19 protein-coding genes and 1 pseudogene are annotated in these 15,691 nt (G+C 65.1%); 18 read left to right on the forward strand and 2 right to left on the reverse strand.

The features are described 5' to 3' along the window. Positions 1–18 precede the first annotated feature (18 nt). The 5 genes from hisB to DW355_RS08260 all read left to right on the forward strand — a co-directional run bounded on the left by hisB (position 19) and on the right by DW355_RS08260 (position 3,029). Positions 19–639: an imidazoleglycerol-phosphate dehydratase HisB gene (gene hisB, locus DW355_RS08245; RefSeq protein ID WP_131279162.1), complete on the forward strand. Its 621-nt coding sequence runs from the start codon at positions 19–21 to the stop codon at positions 637–639. Beyond that, positions 636–1,325, forward strand: a complete 690-nt coding sequence (gene hisH / locus DW355_RS08250) for an imidazole glycerol phosphate synthase subunit HisH (RefSeq protein WP_131279164.1) — start codon at positions 636–638, stop codon at positions 1,323–1,325. The genes hisB and hisH overlap by 4 nt, the downstream gene beginning before the upstream one ends. Positions 1,326–1,418: 93 nt before the next feature. After that, a complete protein-coding gene (gene hisA, locus DW355_RS08255) occupies positions 1,419–2,159 on the forward strand; it encodes a 1-(5-phosphoribosyl)-5-[(5-phosphoribosylamino)methylideneamino]imidazole-4-carboxamide isomerase (RefSeq protein ID WP_131279166.1) in 741 nt (246 codons plus the stop codon). A gap of 40 nt (positions 2,160–2,199) precedes the next feature. Continuing rightward, entirely contained in the window at positions 2,200–2,331 is a 132-nt protein-coding gene (locus tag DW355_RS18365; protein WP_278249378.1) for a hypothetical protein, read from the forward strand. Positions 2,332–2,342: 11 nt separating this feature from the next. Beyond that, on the forward strand, positions 2,343–3,029 hold the full coding sequence (locus tag DW355_RS08260) for a D-hexose-6-phosphate mutarotase (protein WP_242671340.1): 687 nt from the start codon (positions 2,343–2,345) through the stop codon (positions 3,027–3,029). Between the two features lie 38 nt (positions 3,030–3,067). On the opposite strand, the gene DW355_RS08265 is transcribed toward DW355_RS08260, so the two are convergent. Then, positions 3,068–4,909, reverse strand: coding sequence for an ABC transporter ATP-binding protein (locus DW355_RS08265; RefSeq protein WP_131279168.1), 1,842 nt, complete (start codon positions 4,907–4,909; stop codon positions 3,068–3,070). A 32-nt stretch (positions 4,910–4,941) separates the two neighbouring features. On the opposite strand from DW355_RS08265, the gene hisF reads away from it, so the two are divergent. From hisF to tatC, 7 genes and pseudogenes are all read left to right on the forward strand, one after another. After that, positions 4,942–5,763, forward strand: a complete 822-nt coding sequence (gene hisF, locus DW355_RS08270) for an imidazole glycerol phosphate synthase subunit HisF (RefSeq protein ID WP_131279169.1) — start codon at positions 4,942–4,944, stop codon at positions 5,761–5,763. Beyond that, positions 5,760–6,191 carry a phosphoribosyl-AMP cyclohydrolase gene (hisI, locus tag DW355_RS08275; RefSeq protein WP_131279171.1) on the forward strand — a complete coding sequence of 144 codons (432 nt, stop codon included), beginning with the start codon at positions 5,760–5,762 and terminating at the stop codon, positions 6,189–6,191. The genes hisF and hisI overlap by 4 nt, the downstream gene beginning before the upstream one ends. A gap of 2 nt (positions 6,192–6,193) precedes the next feature. Next, positions 6,194–6,607, forward strand: a complete 414-nt coding sequence (locus DW355_RS08280; RefSeq protein WP_207388101.1) for a phosphoribosyl-ATP diphosphatase — start codon at positions 6,194–6,196, stop codon at positions 6,605–6,607. A gap of 28 nt (positions 6,608–6,635) precedes the next feature. Beyond that, a complete protein-coding gene (locus DW355_RS08285; protein ID WP_131279175.1) occupies positions 6,636–6,995 on the forward strand; it encodes a histidine triad nucleotide-binding protein in 360 nt (119 codons plus the stop codon). Positions 6,996–7,092: 97 nt separating this feature from the next. Then, a pseudogene (gene tatA / locus DW355_RS08290) lies at positions 7,093–7,331 on the forward strand (Sec-independent protein translocase subunit TatA). A gap of 46 nt (positions 7,332–7,377) precedes the next feature. After that, positions 7,378–7,887: a Sec-independent protein translocase protein TatB gene (gene tatB / locus DW355_RS08295; protein WP_131279177.1), complete on the forward strand. Its 510-nt coding sequence runs from the start codon at positions 7,378–7,380 to the stop codon at positions 7,885–7,887. 74 nt (positions 7,888–7,961) lie between these two features. Further along, positions 7,962–8,756: a twin-arginine translocase subunit TatC gene (gene tatC, locus DW355_RS08300; protein WP_131279179.1), complete on the forward strand. Its 795-nt coding sequence runs from the start codon at positions 7,962–7,964 to the stop codon at positions 8,754–8,756. A gap of 6 nt (positions 8,757–8,762) precedes the next feature. Here the strand turns inward: tatC and DW355_RS08305 are convergent, their stop codons facing one another. Continuing rightward, on the reverse strand, positions 8,763–9,917 hold the full coding sequence (locus DW355_RS08305; protein ID WP_131279181.1) for a S1C family serine protease: 1,155 nt from the start codon (positions 9,915–9,917) through the stop codon (positions 8,763–8,765). Positions 9,918–10,067: 150 nt separating this feature from the next. On the opposite strand from DW355_RS08305, the gene DW355_RS08310 reads away from it, so the two are divergent. The 6 genes from DW355_RS08310 (at position 10,068) to DW355_RS08335 (ending at position 15,689) form a co-directional block, all read left to right on the forward strand. Further along, positions 10,068–10,838, forward strand: coding sequence for a Nif3-like dinuclear metal center hexameric protein (locus tag DW355_RS08310; RefSeq protein WP_131279183.1), 771 nt, complete (start codon positions 10,068–10,070; stop codon positions 10,836–10,838). 147 nt (positions 10,839–10,985) lie between these two features. Continuing rightward, positions 10,986–12,056, forward strand: a complete 1,071-nt coding sequence (pdxA, locus tag DW355_RS08315; RefSeq protein WP_131279185.1) for a 4-hydroxythreonine-4-phosphate dehydrogenase PdxA — start codon at positions 10,986–10,988, stop codon at positions 12,054–12,056. Positions 12,057–12,129: 73 nt separating this feature from the next. Beyond that, positions 12,130–12,738: a ubiquinol-cytochrome c reductase iron-sulfur subunit gene (gene petA / locus DW355_RS08320; protein WP_131279187.1), complete on the forward strand. Its 609-nt coding sequence runs from the start codon at positions 12,130–12,132 to the stop codon at positions 12,736–12,738. Between the two features lie 16 nt (positions 12,739–12,754). Further along, positions 12,755–14,173, forward strand: coding sequence for a cytochrome b (locus tag DW355_RS08325; protein ID WP_131279189.1), 1,419 nt, complete (start codon positions 12,755–12,757; stop codon positions 14,171–14,173). Between the two features lie 17 nt (positions 14,174–14,190). Beyond that, positions 14,191–14,946 carry a cytochrome c1 gene (locus DW355_RS08330; RefSeq protein WP_131279191.1) on the forward strand — a complete coding sequence of 252 codons (756 nt, stop codon included), beginning with the start codon at positions 14,191–14,193 and terminating at the stop codon, positions 14,944–14,946. A gap of 131 nt (positions 14,947–15,077) precedes the next feature. Further along, a complete protein-coding gene (locus tag DW355_RS08335) occupies positions 15,078–15,689 on the forward strand; it encodes a glutathione S-transferase N-terminal domain-containing protein (RefSeq protein ID WP_131279193.1) in 612 nt (203 codons plus the stop codon). The last annotated feature ends 2 nt before the right edge of the window (positions 15,690–15,691 follow it).

Raw genomic sequence — 15,691 nt, forward strand, 5'->3', positions numbered from 1 at the left:
CTCTTCACCCTTGTCCTCATGAGCCGCATCGCTGACGCGCCGACCTCCAGCCCCCGAATCGCGGCGGTGGGGCGCAACACCAAAGAAACCCGCATCACCGTCAAGCTGAACCTGGACGGTACGGGTGAATCGCGCCTGGCCACGGGCATCGGCTTCTTCGACCACATGCTTGACCAGGTGGCGCGCCATGGCCTGATCGACCTCGACATCCAGGCCGAAGGCGATCTGCACATCGACGGGCACCACACCATCGAAGACGTGGGCATCACCTTGGGCCAAGCCATGGCCCAGGCCGTGGGCGACAAGAAGGGCCTGCGTCGGTATGGTCATTCCTACGTTCCGCTGGATGAAGCCTTGAGCCGTGTGGTCGTGGATTTTTCGGGCCGTCCGGGCCTGGATCTGCATGTGCCCTTCACCAGCGGCATGATTGGCACCATGGACACCCAACTGGTGTCCGAGTTCTTCCATGGCTTCGTGAACCACGCCTTCGTGACGCTGCACATCGACAACCTGCGCGGCGTGAACGCGCACCATCAGTGCGAGACCGTGTTCAAGGCCTTTGGCCGCGCCCTGCGTATGGCGCTGGAGATCGACCCGCGCGCGGCGGGTGTCATTCCCTCGACCAAGGGCAGCCTGTGAGCGTGCAAACCGTCGCCGTTGTGGATTACGGCATGGGCAATCTGCGGTCGGTGTCCCAGGCCGTGCAGGCTGCGGCGGTCATGGAAAAGGGCAGCGACTGGCGGGTGGTGGTCACTTCGAAGCCCGAGGAAGTGCGTGCGGCGCAGCGTGTCGTTTTGCCGGGCCAGGGCGCCATGCGCGACTGCATGCGCGAGTTGCGCGAGGCGAACGACGGCGGCCTGCAGGCCGCCGTGCTCGAAGCCGCCGCCCACAAGCCCCTGTTCGGCGTCTGTGTGGGCATGCAGATGCTGCTGGACCACAGCGAAGAGCAAGACACGCCGGGCCTGGGCCTGATCGCAGGCCGCTGCCTGCGATTTCGCCTGGACGGCCGCACCCAGCCCGACGGCAGCCGCTACAAGGTGCCGCAGATGGGGTGGAACCAAGTCTGGCGCCAACAATCGTCCACTGGCGGTGCCCAGGGTCATCCCGTGTGGGCCGGCGTGCCCGATGGCAGCTACTATTACTTCGTGCACAGCTACTACGCGCAACCGTCGGATGCACGCCACAGCGCGGGCGAAACCGAGTACGGTGAGCGCTTCACGGCGGCCCTGGCACGCGATAATATTTTCGCGACCCAGTTCCATCCCGAGAAGAGCGCGGCACATGGCCTGGCGCTGTACCGTAACTTCCTTGCCTGGAAGCCGTGACCGGCGGGTCCCGATTCCGAAGCCCGTCTTCCTTTTCTTCCTGTCCTTCCGCACCCCCGCACCTGCATCCCTTCCTGCATCTGCCGCTGCGTCATGCTCCTCATCCCCGCGATTGATTTGAAAGACGGTCACTGTGTACGCCTCAAGCAGGGCGACATGGACCAATCCACCACCTTTGGCGAAGACCCGATCCAGATGGCCCGCAAGTGGGTGACCGCTGGCGCGCGCCGGCTGCACCTGGTGGACCTGAACGGCGCCTTTGCCGGCAGCCCCAAGAACGAGCAGGCCATCCGTGGCATCCTCAAGGAAGTGGGTGGGGAGGTGGACGTGCAATTGGGTGGTGGCATCCGCGACCTCGATACCATCGAACGCTATCTGGACGCTGGCCTGCGCTACGTCATCATCGGTACGGCGGCGGTGAAGAACCCCGGCTTCCTCCAGGACGCCTGCACGGCCTTCGGCGGGCACATCATCGTGGGCCTGGACGCCAAGGACGGCAAGGTGGCGACGGACGGCTGGAGCAAGCTGACCCGGCATGAGGTCGCCGACCTGGGGCGCAAGTTCCAAGACTATGGCGTCGAATCCATCATCTACACCGACATCGGGCGCGATGGCATGCTGACCGGCATCAACATCGATGCCACGGTGCGGCTGGCCCAGGCGCTGACCATTCCCGTCATTGCCTCCGGCGGCCTCAAGGGCCTGTCCGACATCGAGCAGCTCTGCGCGGTGGAAGACGACGGCGTCGAGGGGGTCATTTGCGGCCGCGCCATCTACAGTGGCGACCTTGATTTCGAAGCGGCCCAGCGGCGCGCTGACGAACTCAACGGCTGAACTGGTGAAGCCTAAGGCTCCGTTTCCGATCTTGAGCAGCATGTCCGAGGAACCTTTCCACGGCTTGCCTTCGCTGCTGCTGCGACTCCCTGGAGGTGACAGCTTGCGCGTGTTGCGGCATGGCGCGCACGTGGTGTCCTGGGTGGCGGGGGGAAAGAGCGCCTGTATCTGAGTCCGACGGCGGTGCTGGACGGGCAGGGCGCCATCCGTGGTGGCGTGCCGGTGTGCTTTCCGCAGTTCAACATGCGTGGCCCGCTGCCCAAGCATGGCTTCGTGCGCAATCTGCCTTGGGCGGTGGAAGGGGCAGCACGCGCGCTGGACGATGGCCTGAGCCTGACCTTGTTGCTCCAGGCCGGCGCGGCGACCCGTGCCTATTGGCCTCAGGCCTTCGAGGCACGACTCACGATAGGACTGCGCCCCGGTGAGCTGCAACTCACGCTGGATCTGCGCAACACCGACCGTCAGCCCTTGAGTTTCAGCGGCGCGCTGCATACTTATTTCGCGGTGGACGACATTGCTCAGGCCCGGCTTACGGGCCTGAGCGGGCAGGCCGAATGGGATTCGGTCCGAGACCTGCACGGCCAGGGTGCCGAGCCGCTGCGCTTCACCGAAGAGTTCGACCGGGTGTACCAGGCTGCGTCCCGGGCGCTGGCGCTGCAAGCGGGCGACGCGCACGTCACCATCGCGCAAAGCCCGAGCTGGGGACACACCGTGGTCTGGAACCCTGGCGCGGGCAAGGTCATCCCGGACTTGACGGATGACGCGTACCGGCACTTTCTCTGCGTGGAAGCGGCCCAGGTACTGACGCCCGTGACCGTGCCGCCGGGCGGCACCTGGCAAGGCTGGCAGCGATCCACCGTGGCGCAATGATGGTGGGATCGTGGCGGCGGCGCAAAGGCCTCCCGCTGTCATGCCCCGTCGTCGACAATGAAGCCGTCCACCTGCCGCGCCCACAGCCGGGCGTAGGCACCGCCCCGGGCCAGCAGCGCTGCGTGGGGCCCTTCCTCCCTGATTTCACCGCCTTCCATGTAGAGGATGCGGTCCATGTGGCTCACCGTGGACAGCCGGTGTGCGATGGCGATCACCGTGCGCCCTTCGAAGAGATGCCACAGGGCGTCTCGGATGGCGTGCTCGGTCTCTGAATCCAGCGCGCTGGTCGCCTCGTCCAGCAGCAGGATGCGCGCCTGTTTCAAAAAAGCGCGGGCGATCGCCACCCGCTGGCGCTCGCCGCCGGACAGCAGCACGCCGCGCTCTCCCACCACGGCGTCGTAGCCACCGGGGCGGCGGCGGATGAAGGTGTCGCAATGCGCCTGGCGCGCGGCCTGCAGGACCTCTTCCCAAGGCGCGTCGGGGCGCGCGTAAGAGATGTTGTCGCCGATCGAGCGGTGGAACAGGCCCGGGTCCTGCGGCACTTCGGCGATGGCGTGGTTCAGAGATTCCAGGCTGACCTGGGCGATGTCCTGGCCGTCGATCAGGATGCGCCCCGCCTGCAGTTCGTACTGGCGGCGCAGCAGCCGGATCAGCGTGCTCTTGCCGGAGCCCGACGGCCCGACCAGGCCGACTTTCTCGCCGGGCCGGATGGTCAAGTCCAGCGAGGTAAAGACGGGGGTGCCATCGCCATGCTGGAAGGAAACGCGCTCAAAGGTGATGGCACCCTGCGGAACACGCAGGTCCGGCGCCCCAGGCGAATCGGCAATTGCATGGGGGACGTTCAGCGTTTCCAGCGAGGCGTCGACGATGCCCAGGTTCTCGAACAGGTCGGTGAAGCGGGCGCAGAGGTTCCAGACGTTGTTGCTCAGGATGGCCGCCAGCGAAAAAATCATCACCATGTCGCCCACGCGCATCGTGCCCGCCATGACCTGACCGATGGCCAGCGCGATGAAGCTGATCTGGAAGGCGAGCAGGGCGTTGAACATCAGCAGCCACATCAGGATCAGGAAACGGCGCAGTCGGCGCGACGCTTCGGCTTCCTGCAGCACGGCGTCAGCCTGGCGCAGGCATTCGTGCGCTCCGCGCGCGAAACCGCGGACGATCTCGGCATTGCCCAGGATGTCCACCATCACCCCGGTGGAGCGCGAGACCTCCTCGGACAGCGCGCGCGACAGGCCCAGGCAACGTCGCGCCAGCAGGATCGACAGGGCCAGGTAGGCCACCGTCCAGCCCAGCAGCACCCACAGGAAGATCGAGTCCTGGGGCGCCACGATGGCCACGCCCACGGCGATGGCCACGACGAGCCGGGTGATTTCGTTGAACAGGATGCCGAGCAGGTTGGCGGCGGCCTGGCCCGCCTGCTTGACCTTCTGCGCCAGCCGCCCCGCGAAGTTGTCCTGGAAATAGGCGGGCGCGTGTTCCATCAGGTAGGAAAACAGGCTGGTCTGCACTTCCATGCGCAACGCCGGCGTGGTGTGCAGGTCCACCCATTCGCGCAGCCGGTTGAAGCCGGCGGACAGCAGCCAGGCACCGGCGACCAGCGCGAAGGGCAGCCAGATGTCGGTGGGCCAGGGCGCATCCCGTCCGGGCTGGAAGCGGGCCAGGGCCTCGACCAGGTCGCGCAGGAACAGCGGCTCCAGGGCCATCAGGCCGATGCCCGCGACACTGGTGCCGGTCAGGGCCAGCACGCGCCAGCGAAACCGCGCCCACAGCAGCGTGAACAGAAAGCTCAGCGCGTGCCGGGGAATCTTGCCGCCATGGAACTGGCGGTAATGCAGGAATGGGGATGGCGGGGTGTCCGCGACGTCTACGCTGGTCATGTGTGCAATGGCGCCCGCCTACAATGCCCGGCATGTTAGCCAAACGCATCATCCCCTGCCTGGACGTCACCGGTGGGCGCGTCGTCAAGGGCGTGAACTTCGTCGAGCTGCGCGACGCGGGCGACCCGGTGGAGATCGCCGCGCGCTACAACGAGCAGGGCGCGGACGAACTCACCTTCCTCGACATCACCGCTACCAGTGACGGGCGCGACTTGATCCTGCACATGATCGAGGCCGTGGCTTCGCAGGTTTTCATTCCGCTCACCGTCGGGGGCGGAGTGCGCACCGTGGAAGACGTGCGCCGACTGCTCAACGCGGGCGCGGACAAGACCAGCTTCAATTCCGCCGCGATCGCCAACCCGCAGGTCATCCGCGACGCCTCTGATAAGTACGGCGCACAGTGCATCGTGGTCGCCATCGATGCCAAGCGCCGTTCCGAGGCGGAGGCCAAACGCCTGGTCGACGGGCGCGAAATCGGCCCCGGCTGGGACGTGTACAGCCACGGCGGGCGCAAGAACACCGGCCTGGACGCCCTGGCCTGGGCGCGCCAGATGGCGGAACACGGCGCGGGCGAGATCCTGCTGACCAGCATGGACCGGGACGGGACCAAGAGTGGTTTCGACCTGGCGCTCACGCGCGCCGTCAGCGACGCGGTGAGCGTGCCGGTGATCGCCTCCGGTGGCGTGGGCACGCTGGACCACCTGGTCGAGGGCGTGAAGCAGGGTGGCGCGGATGCCGTGCTGGCCGCCAGCATCTTCCACTACGGCAGCTACACCATCGCCCAGGCCAAGGCGGCTATGGCGGCGGCGGGCATTCCGGTGCGCATCGAAACGCTGGAAGAGGTGCCCGCATGAGCGCAGCCGCGACGCCCGCGGTGCCCGGCCAGGACTGGCTGGACGCCGTGAAATGGGACACCCAGGGCCTCGTGCCGGTGATCGCGCAGGAACAGGGTAGTAACGATGTGCTGATGTTCGCCTGGATGAACCGCGAGGCCCTCTTGAAGACCGCCGAGCTGGGCCAGGCCGTGTACTACAGCCGCTCGCGCGGCAGGCTCTGGTTCAAGGGTGAGGAGTCCGGCCATGTGCAGTCCGTGCATGAGATTCGCCTGGATTGCGACAATGACGTGGTGCTGCTCAAGGTGACCCAGCAAGGGCATGCCCACGGTGAGCCAGGCATCGCCTGCCACACCGGGCGGCACAGCTGTTTTTTCCAGCGTTATGAGAATGGGGCCTGGCAGACGGTGGAGCCTGTGCTGAAGGACCCCGCGTCGATCTACAAATGAGCATGAACACCCACGATGCGTTGATGCGCTTGGCGGCGGTCATCGAAAGCCGCAAACCTGGCCAGGGCGGCGACCCCGAAAAGAGTTACGTCGCGCGCCTGTTGCACAAGGGGCCGGACGCCTTTCTGAAGAAGGTGGGCGAGGAAGCCACGGAAGTGGTGATGGCGGCCAAGGACGCCGACCACGCCCTGGCCGCCGGTGGCCCCGGGGCCGAAGCGGCCCGGCAGAAGGTGCTCTACGAAATGGCCGACCTCTGGTTCCACAGCCTGATCGCGCTGGCCCATTACGGCCTGACGCCCGCCGACGTGATCACCGAGCTGGAGCGCCGCGAGGGTACCAGCGGCCTCGAGGAAAAAGCCTTGCGCAAGGCGCAGGCGCGCAGCGCGACGGAAGCTGCCGACAAGCAGCAACCCTGAGTTTCCAGACCACCCCACAGGAGACGGCATGAGCCACGACCCGAACTGCATCTTCTGCAAGATCGTTGCAGGGCAGATTCCCTCGAAAAAGGTCTACGAGGATGGCGACATCCTGGCCTTCCACGACATCCAGCCATGGGCACCGGTGCATTTTCTGTTGATTCCCAAGCTGCACATTGCGTCGATGGCGCAGGTCGGGCCGGAGCATGTGGCGTTGCTGGGCAAGATGATGACCCTGGCCCCTCAACTGGCGCTGGAACAGGGCTGCCGCCCGTATCCGGAGGGTGGTTTTCGCATCATGGTCAACACGGGCGCCGACGGTGGGCAGGAGGTGCATCACTTGCACTTGCACGTCATCGGTGGCCCGCGTCCCTGGCTCAAAGGCTGAGGCCTTGAGGGGGATGGTGGGTGGGCCAGTTACCTGAGCTTGACAAACAAGCCCTAGAATCTGCGCCCTGATTCCGGGATTTTTAGGAGTAAGAGATATGGGTTCCTTTTCCATCTGGCACTGGCTGATCGTGCTGCTGATCGTGGTCATGGTGTTCGGCACCAAGAAGCTCAAGAACTTGGGTAGCGACCTGGGCAGCGCCGTCAAGGGCTTCAAGGACGGCATGCGCGACGGCTCCAACGACGAGAAGCCGGCCGCCGCCCCGCGCCCCAGCAGGTGACGAGCGCCGCCGCCGACAAGACGACCATTGACGTCGAAGCCAAGCACAAGTCGTGATGCGCCCTTCGCGCCATCCGCATCCTGAGACGGTGGTGATGCAGCCATGATCGACCTCGGCCTGTCCAAGCTGGCGCTGATCGGCGCGGTGGCCTTGATCGTCATCGGGCCCGAGAAGCTGCCGCGCGTGGCCCGCACGGTTGGCACCCTGCTGGGCAAGGCCCAGCGTTACGTGTCCGACGTGAAGGCCGAAGTCAACCGCTCGATGGAGTTGGAAGAGTTGCGCAAGATGAAGGGCACCGTCGAGGGCGCGGCCCGCGACGTCGAGAACTCCATCCAAAGCACTTCCTCCGGCATCGAACGCGAATGGTCGGCCGCCACCTCGGAATTGGAGTCGAGCTTTGAATCGTCCTCCGGCGTGATGCCCGAGCTGATCGCCTACCCAGAATACAAACATCCCGGCAAGAACTGGCGCCTCAAGCGCGGCAGCGTGCCAGCCTGGTACAAGTCCCGTCAGGGTTTGCGCACCAAGGCGCAGTCGGGCGCGGCCCGGGTGGCGCGGCACCGCCCTCCGGGTGTTTCCGGCGCGGCCAGGCGGCCGCGTCAGGCGGGCTGAGTTTTCCTTCCCCCTTCTTTTCCTAAACTTGCGCGTCCCTCCCATGTCGGGTACTGAGACGCAGCGCTGAACGCATGGCTGATTCCGACGAAAAAAAGGACGATGAACTGGCGGGCACCGAGCAGCCCTTCGTCCAGCACCTGATGGAGCTGCGCGATCGGCTGCTCAAGAGTGTGATCGCCATGGGCATCGCCATCGCGGCGCTGGCCATCTACCCCGGCCCCGCCGATTTGTACGACCTGCTGGCCGCGCCCCTGGTGGCGCACCTGCCGCAGGGCGCCACGCTGATCGCCACATCGGTCATCTCGCCCTTCATGGTGCCGCTCAAGATTCTGATGATGGCGGCCTTCCTGCTGGCGTTGCCCGTCCTGCTCTACCAAGTCTGGGCCTTCGTGGCGCCGGGCCTGTACAACCATGAGAAGAAGCTGGTGCTGCCCCTGGTGATCAGCAGCACGGTGTTGTTCCTGGCGGGCGTGGCCTTCTGCTACTTTTTCGTGTTCGGCAAGGTCTTTGCGTTCATCCAGAGCTTCGCGCCCAAGAGCATCACGGCCGCGCCTGACATCGAGGCCTACCTGAGCTTCGTGCTCACCATGTTCCTGGCGTTCGGTCTGGCCTTTGAGGTACCGATCGCGGTGATCGTGCTGGCGCGGCTGGGCATCGTCAGCATCGAAAAGCTCCAGGCGTTCCGTGGCTATTTCGTCGTGCTTGCCTTCGTGATCGCCGCCATCGTGACGCCGCCGGACGTGGTGTCCCAACTGGCGCTGGCCATTCCCATGTGCCTGCTCTACGAGGTGGGCATCATCGCGGCCCGAGTGTTCATTCGGCACACCAAGGCGCCAGACGAGGCGCCGGACACGCAGGCCGAATAAACCGGCTTACTCCTGCATCCTGCGCGGGGTGGGACGCACGCCTGGCGTGATGTTGATGTCCAGGGCCTGATTCTGCCGCTGCACCGCGAAGGGCGCCGCTTGTCCCGGTTTCAGCGCGGCCACCCGGGTCAGCAGCTCGGAGACGTTGCGCACGGGCTGTCCACCCACCCGGGTGATGACGTCGCCGGGGCGGATGCCAGCCTGCGCCGCCGGGCCATTCTGCAGCACGCCAGTGATGATGACCCCCTCGTCGGCCTTCACGCCGAAGGTCTCGGCCAGCTCGGCGGTGAGGTCGCTGGGCTCCACGCCGATCCAGCCGCGCGTGACCTGGCCGTCCCGGACGATGCTTTCCAGCACCTGCTGGGCCGTGGTCACCGGAATGGCGAAGCCGATGCCCATGTTGCCGCCCGAGCGCGAATAGATGGCCGTGTTGATGCCCAGCAGGTTGCCGCTGGCGTCCACCAAGGCGCCGCCCGAATTGCCCGGGTTGATGGCTGCGTCGGTCTGGATGAAATTCTCGAAGGTGTTGATGCCGAGCTGGTTGCGGCCCAGCGCGCTCACGATGCCGCTGGTCACGGTCTGGCCGACGCCGAAGGGGTTGCCGATGGCCAGCACGGGATCGCCGACCTGAACGGAATCCGAGTTGCCGAGCACGATGACGGGCAGCTTGTCCAGCTCGATCTTGAGCACGGCCAAATCACTGTCCGGGTCGGAGCCGATCACGCGCGCGCGGGTATGCCGGCTGTCGTTGAGGATGACGTCGATCTCGTCGGCGCCTTCGATCACGTGGTTGTTGGTGAGGATGTAACCGCTTTCACTGACGATCACGCCACTGCCCAGACCGACCTGGGGTTCGCTGTCCGTGTCACCGAAGAAGAAGCGGAACCAGGGGTCGTTGTTCAGCGCGCCTCCAGGTTGGCCACGCTTGGGTGCTTTGCTGGTGTTGATGCTGACCACGGCGGCTGAGGCCTTCTGGGCCGCGAGCCGGAAGCTGCCTGGCGGCCCACCGGCCGAGCGGTCCATGGGGGCCTGGAACAGGGCCACGGTGGGCGCGGCCTGACCGGGGGACAGCAGCCAGCCCGGCTTGAGCGTGGCGACGATGAACCAGATCGCCAGCAAGACGGTGACGGTTTGCGAGAACAGCAGCCAATAGCGTTTCATGGCTGCAAATTGTAGAGGCGCGGCATCGCCTTGGTTGTTTGAGTCAGGAACGCTGGCTGGTTGTGTTCGTTGCGGCGCTGAAGCCTGGCTCCAGAATGGTTCCATGGTCACGCACCGCGCACCCGCAAGGGGATGACGGACAATGCACGCATGACATCCCGTGAGACCTTGCTCCAGAGTTTCGACGCGTTGCTGCAGCCTGAGCGCTTCAAGGATTACGGCCCCAACGGCCTGCAGGTCGAGGGCAAGCCCGCGATCCGCAAGGTCGTCTCGGGTGTGACAGCGAGCCGGGCGCTGATCGAGGCTGCGATTGCGGCCGACGCCGACGCCATTTTTGTCCACCACGGCCTGTTCTGGCGTGGCCAGGATGGGCGCGTCACGGGCTGGATGAAGACCAGGCTGAGCCTGCTGCTGGCGCACGACATCAACCTCTACGCTTATCACCTGCCGCTGGACGCGCATCCCGAGCTGGGCAACAACGCGCAGCTGGGTCTGCGCCTGGGCCTGCGTGGACAGGCGACGTTTGGCGACGGTTTGCTGGGTTGGCTGGGCGAGCGTGCCGATGGCGGCGCGTTCGCCGACGCGCATGCACTGGCCGACCATGTGGCGCTTTGCCTGGGGCCGACTTCCGGGCGGGGCGTGACACTGGTGGACAGCGGCCGAAGGGGCCTGAGCAAGATCGCCTGGTGCACCGGGGGCGCCCAGGGCTATTTCGAAGCCGCGATCGCGGCTGGCGCCGACGCCTATATCACGGGCGAGATCTCGGAACCCCAGGCCCACTACGCGCGCGAATGCGGCGTGGCCTATCTGGCCTGCGGCCACCATGCGACGGAGCGTTACGGTGCGCCCGCCGTCGCAGCCCATGTGGCGACGCAGTTCGGCCTGTTGCATGAATTCATCGACATCGACAACCCCGCCTGACATGATGATCCCCACGGTCGCCCACCGCGTTTGGCTTCCTGCCCCCGAACGTAGACGCGCCCTGCGCAGCGCTGAGGTCTGGGGGCGCGTTTCGTCCGCATGCGTGAAACGCGGGCTTCGCCACGCAGGCCGCCCGGCGGCGAAACCATGAAGCCTTTCGCTATCACCCTGGGCGATGCCGCGGGTATCGGGCCGGAGATCATTCTGAAGGCAGCCTGGGAGGCGCCCGAGTTGCTGGGCGGCTGTTTCGTCGCGGGGGATTTCGAGGTGTTGCACCGCGCGGCGGGTTGGCTGCGCGACACAGTGAAGGCGCCCGCGGCGCACCGACCCACCCTGGTGCGAATCAACCATCCCGCGCAGGCGCTGACGCTGCCCGCACACCATCTGCCTGTGCTGTCGGTGGCCTCGCTGGTCGGCGGGGTGGAGGCCTCGCCACCGGGCCGCATCAGCGCGGCGGCCGGTCGCCTAGCCGGCGAATGCGTGGTCTGGGCCGCCCGCGCCGCCTTGCGGGACGAGATCGCCGGGCTGGTGACGGCACCGCTGCACAAGGAAGCCCTGGCCGCCGCGGGCCCGCCCTGGGATGCCTATCCCGGCCACACCGAACTGCTGCAGGCCGAAGCCGCCGCGCATCGCGGCGTGTCTGTCGCTGACATGCCCGTGCGCATGATGCTGGCCAACGAGGAATTGCGCACGGTGCTGGTCAGCATCCATGTGGCCTTGCGAGACGCCATCGAGGCGGTCACCACGGACAACGTGCTGCGAACCGTGCGCATCACCGATGCCGCCCTGCGGCCCGTGCTGGGCCGCGCGCCACGCATCGGCGTGGCTGGCCTGAATCCGCATGCGGGCGAGGGCGGGCGTTTCGGTCGCGAGGAAATCGACCTCATCGCTCCGGCGCTTGACCTGGCGCGACGCGAGGGCATCGATGCGCGCGGCCCCTACGCGCCGGACACCGTGTTCATGCGCGCGCGCCAGGCGCCGGGCCACCCGGGTGAGTTCGACGTGGTGGTGGCGATGTACCACGACCAGGGCCTGATCCCGGTGAAATACCTGGGCGTGGAGCAGGGTGTGAACGTGACGCTGGGCCTGCCGCTGGTGCGCACCAGCCCCGATCACGGCACGGCGTTCGACATCGCCGGCCAGGGCGTGGCCGACGCCTCCAGCCTGATCGAGGCGGTGAGGGTGGCCAAGCGTCTGGCGGCGCATCGAGTCGGCTAGAATCCCCCCGCTGCAAGTCCGGCCATCATGGGCCGGCGCGATTTCAACCCCGGTAGATTTGATTGAGGAAACCATGAGCGACACGCTTGCCGATCAGAGTCAGATGGACCCGAGCAAACGGACGTGGCTGATCGCCACGGGCGCTGCGGGTGCCGTGGGGGGCGTGGCCACGCTCGTCCCGTTCGTCAGCACTTTCCAGCCGTCCGAGCGTGCCAAGGCTGCGGGTGCCGCTGTCGAAGTGGACATTTCCGCCCTCAAGCCGGGCGAGAAGGTCACGGTCGAATGGCGCGGCAAGCCGGTCTGGATCATGAAGCGCACGCCCGAACAGCTGGCGTCGCTGGAAAAAGACGAAGACCAACTGGCGGATCCCAATTCCGATCGCAAGGCATACCCGACGCCTGCATACGCCAAGAATCGCCATCGCTCCATCAAACCCGACTTGTTCGTCGGCGTGGGCATCTGTTCCCACCTGGGCTGCTCGCCGTCGGACAAGTTCACGCCGGGCGCCCAGCCCTCGCTGCCCGACAACTGGCCCGGTGGTTTCCTCTGCCCCTGCCACGGTTCCACCTTCGACATGGCGGGCCGTGTGTTCAAGAACAAGCCGGCCCCCGACAACCTGGAAGTGCCGCCGCACATGTACCTGTCCGATAGCAAGCTGCTGATCGGCGAAGACAAGGCCTAAGGATAGGAAGAAGAACATCATGGCTGAATTCAAGGAACTTCCCGCCGACGCGCCCGCAGGTGCCAAGGTGCTGAACTGGTTTGAAAACCGGTTCCCAACCGCCTTCGACGCCTACCGCGTCCACATGTCGGAGTACTACGCCCCGAAGAACTTCAACTTCTGGTACTTCTTCGGCTCGCTGGCCATGCTGGTGCTGGTGATCCAGATCGTCACCGGTATCTTCCTGGTGATGCACTACAAGCCCGACGCGGCCCTGGCCTTCGGTTCGGTCGAGTACATCATGCGCGACGTGCCCTGGGGCTGGCTGGTGCGCTACATGCACAGCACGGGCGCCTCGGCTTTCTTCGTCGTGGTCTACCTGCACATGTTCCGGGGTTTGATCTACGGCAGCTACCGCAAGCCGCGCGAGCTGGTCTGGGTTTTCGGCTGCGCTATCTTCCTGGTGCTGATGGCCGAGGCCTTCATGGGCTACCTGCTGCCCTGGGGCCAGATGTCCTACTGGGGCGCCCAGGTGATCGTGAACCTGTTCTCCGCCATTCCCTTCATCGGTCCGGATCTGGCCCTGCTGATCCGTGGTGACTACGTGGTGGGCGACGCGACGTTGAACCGCTTCTTCAGCTTCCACGTGATCGCCGTGCCCCTGGTGCTGCTGGGCCTGGTGGTGGCGCACTTGCTAGCGCTGCACGATGTGGGCTCCAACAACCCCGATGGCGTCGAGATCAAGAAGGGCCCGAAGGGCAACCGCTGGTCCAAGGATGCGCCGACCGATGGCATTCCCTTCCACCCGTATTACACGGTGCACGACATCATGGGTGTGAGCGTGTTCCTGATGGTCTTCACCGCCATCGTGTTCTTCGCACCCGAGTTCGGCGGCTACTTCCTGGAGTACAACAACTTCATCCCGGCCGACCCGCTCAAGACCCCGGCGCACATCGCCCCGGTCTGGTACTTCACGCCCTTCTATTCGATGCTGCGTGCCATCACCACCGAGATGATGTACGCGCTGGTGCTGATCGTGGCGCTGGCCGCCGTGCTGGCTGTCGTCAAGGGCAGCTTCGGTTCCAAGGGCAAGGGTGCCGTGGCGGTGGGCGCGCTGGTGGCGATTGCCCTGATGCTGGGCATCGATGCCAAGTTCTGGGGCGTGGTGGTGATGGGCGGCGCGGTGATCATTCTGTTCTTCCTGCCCTGGCTGGACAACAGCCCGGTCAAGTCGATCCGCTACCGTCCGAGCTGGCACAAATACCTTTACGGCCTGTTCGTGATCGTCTTCCTGATTCTGGGTTATCTGGGCGTGCAACCGCCTTCCCCGATCGGCGAGCGTGTGTCCCAGGTCGGTACCCTGTTCTATTTCGGCTTCTTCCTCCTGATGCCGTTGTGGAGCCGTCTGGGTGAACCCAAGCCGGTGCCCAGCCGCGTGACCTTCGAGGCGCACTGAGCAGACGGAGCAACAACATGAAAAAACTGATTCTTGCCCTCTCCACCTTCTTCGCCCTGAGCGCGGGTGCTCTGGCTGCCGAAGGCGGCATCGCCTGGGACAAGGCCCCGGTGAACACCAGTGACACGGTGTCGCTGCAGAACGGCGCGCGCCTGTTCGTGAACTATTGCCTGAACTGCCACTCGGCCGCCTTCATGCGCTACAACCGCCTGCAGGACATCGGCTTCACAAGCGAGCAGATCAAGGACAATCTGCTGTTCACGAGCGACAAGGTGGGCGACCTGATGAAGTCGGCCATCGATCCGAAGCAGGCCAAGGACTGGTTCGGCGCCAACCCGCCCGACCTGACGCTGATCGCCCGCTCGCGTGCGGGCCACGGCGGGACCGGCGCGGACTACCTCTACACCTTCCTGCGCACTTTCTACCCCGACGCCAGCAAGGCGACGGGCTGGAACAATCTTGCCTTCCCCAGCGTCGCCATGCCGCATGTGCTGTGGGAGTTGCAGGGCCAGCGCAAGCCGGTCTACGAGACGCACGAGGAACACGGCCATGAGGTGCATGTGTTCAAGGGTTGGCAACAAGTCACGCCCGGCACCCTGACACCGTTGCAATACGACCAGGCCGTCGGCGATTTGGTGAACTTCCTGCAGTGGATGGGCGAGCCTGCGCAGAACACCCGTGTGCGCATCGGTGTCTGGGTGCTGCTCTTCCTGTTGGTTTTCACCCTTATTGCGTGGCGTCTGAACGCGGCGTATTGGAAAGACGTCAAGTAAGCTTTTTGTCCTTATTTCGCACCAAAACGGTGCGAAATTTGCTTTTTGATGAGTGGGTTTGCGATAATGCAACCCACTCTTTTCGTTTCTGAATTTCCTTCTTTTCCCCCTTCCCCCAGGAGCCAACCCCCATGATGGTGCTGTATTCGGGCACGACCTGCCCCTTCTCCCACCGCTGCCGTTTCGTGTTGTTCGAGAAGGGCATGGATTTCGAAATCCGTGATGTGGACCTCTACAACAAGCCCGAAGACATCAATGTCATGAATCCCTACGGCCAGGTGCCCATCCTGGTCGAGCGGGACCTGATTCTGTACGAGTCCAACATCATCAATGAGTACATTGACGAGCGTTTCCCCCACCCGCAGCTCATGCCAGGTGATCCGGTCGACCGCGCCCGCGTGCGCCTGTTCCTGTTGAACTTCGAGAAGGAACTGTTTGTCCACGTCGCCCTGCTGGAGAACCGCGCTTCCAAGAGCAATGAGAAGGCCCTGGAAAAGGCCCGTGGCCACATCCGTGACCGCCTGACCCAACTGGCGCCGGTGTTCCTGAAGAACAAGTACATGCTGGGCGACAACTTCTCCATGCTGGACGTGGCGATCGCGCCGCTGCTCTGGCGCCTGGATTACTACGGTATTGACCTGTCCAAGAACGCCGCACCCCTGCTCAAGTACGCCGAGCGCATCTTCTCGCGCCCCGCTTACATCGAGGCGCTCACACCCTCCGAGAAGGTGATGCGCAAGTAATA

Origin of the sequence: Hylemonella gracilis (assembly GCF_004328645.1) — a bacterium.
Classification (GTDB): Bacteria; Pseudomonadota; Gammaproteobacteria; order Burkholderiales; family Burkholderiaceae_C; genus Hylemonella; species Hylemonella gracilis_B.

Bases quoted from the DNA above. Each gene is read 5' to 3' on its own strand.
- petA (WP_131279187.1), top strand. From the start codon at position 12,130: ATGAGCGACACGCTTGCCGATCAGAGTCAGATGGACCCGAGCAAACGG.
- DW355_RS08305 (WP_131279181.1), bottom strand. From the start codon at position 9,917: ATGAAACGCTATTGGCTGCTGTTCTCGCAAACCGTCACCGTCTTGCTG.
- DW355_RS08285 (WP_131279175.1), top strand. From the start codon at position 6,636: ATGAGCCACGACCCGAACTGCATCTTCTGCAAGATCGTTGCAGGGCAG.
- DW355_RS08330 (WP_131279191.1), top strand. From the start codon at position 14,191: ATGAAAAAACTGATTCTTGCCCTCTCCACCTTCTTCGCCCTGAGCGCG.
- DW355_RS18365 (WP_278249378.1), top strand. From the start codon at position 2,200: ATGTCCGAGGAACCTTTCCACGGCTTGCCTTCGCTGCTGCTGCGACTC.
- DW355_RS08310 (WP_131279183.1), top strand. From the start codon at position 10,068: ATGACATCCCGTGAGACCTTGCTCCAGAGTTTCGACGCGTTGCTGCAG.
- pdxA (WP_131279185.1), top strand. From the start codon at position 10,986: ATGAAGCCTTTCGCTATCACCCTGGGCGATGCCGCGGGTATCGGGCCG.
- hisF (WP_131279169.1), top strand. From the start codon at position 4,942: ATGTTAGCCAAACGCATCATCCCCTGCCTGGACGTCACCGGTGGGCGC.
- DW355_RS08265 (WP_131279168.1), bottom strand. From the start codon at position 4,909: ATGACCAGCGTAGACGTCGCGGACACCCCGCCATCCCCATTCCTGCAT.
- hisA (WP_131279166.1), top strand. From the start codon at position 1,419: ATGCTCCTCATCCCCGCGATTGATTTGAAAGACGGTCACTGTGTACGC.
- hisI (WP_131279171.1), top strand. From the start codon at position 5,760: ATGAGCGCAGCCGCGACGCCCGCGGTGCCCGGCCAGGACTGGCTGGAC.
- tatB (WP_131279177.1), top strand. From the start codon at position 7,378: ATGATCGACCTCGGCCTGTCCAAGCTGGCGCTGATCGGCGCGGTGGCC.
- tatC (WP_131279179.1), top strand. From the start codon at position 7,962: ATGGCTGATTCCGACGAAAAAAAGGACGATGAACTGGCGGGCACCGAG.
- hisB (WP_131279162.1), top strand. From the start codon at position 19: ATGAGCCGCATCGCTGACGCGCCGACCTCCAGCCCCCGAATCGCGGCG.
- DW355_RS08280 (WP_207388101.1), top strand. From the start codon at position 6,194: ATGAACACCCACGATGCGTTGATGCGCTTGGCGGCGGTCATCGAAAGC.
- DW355_RS08335 (WP_131279193.1), top strand. From the start codon at position 15,078: ATGATGGTGCTGTATTCGGGCACGACCTGCCCCTTCTCCCACCGCTGC.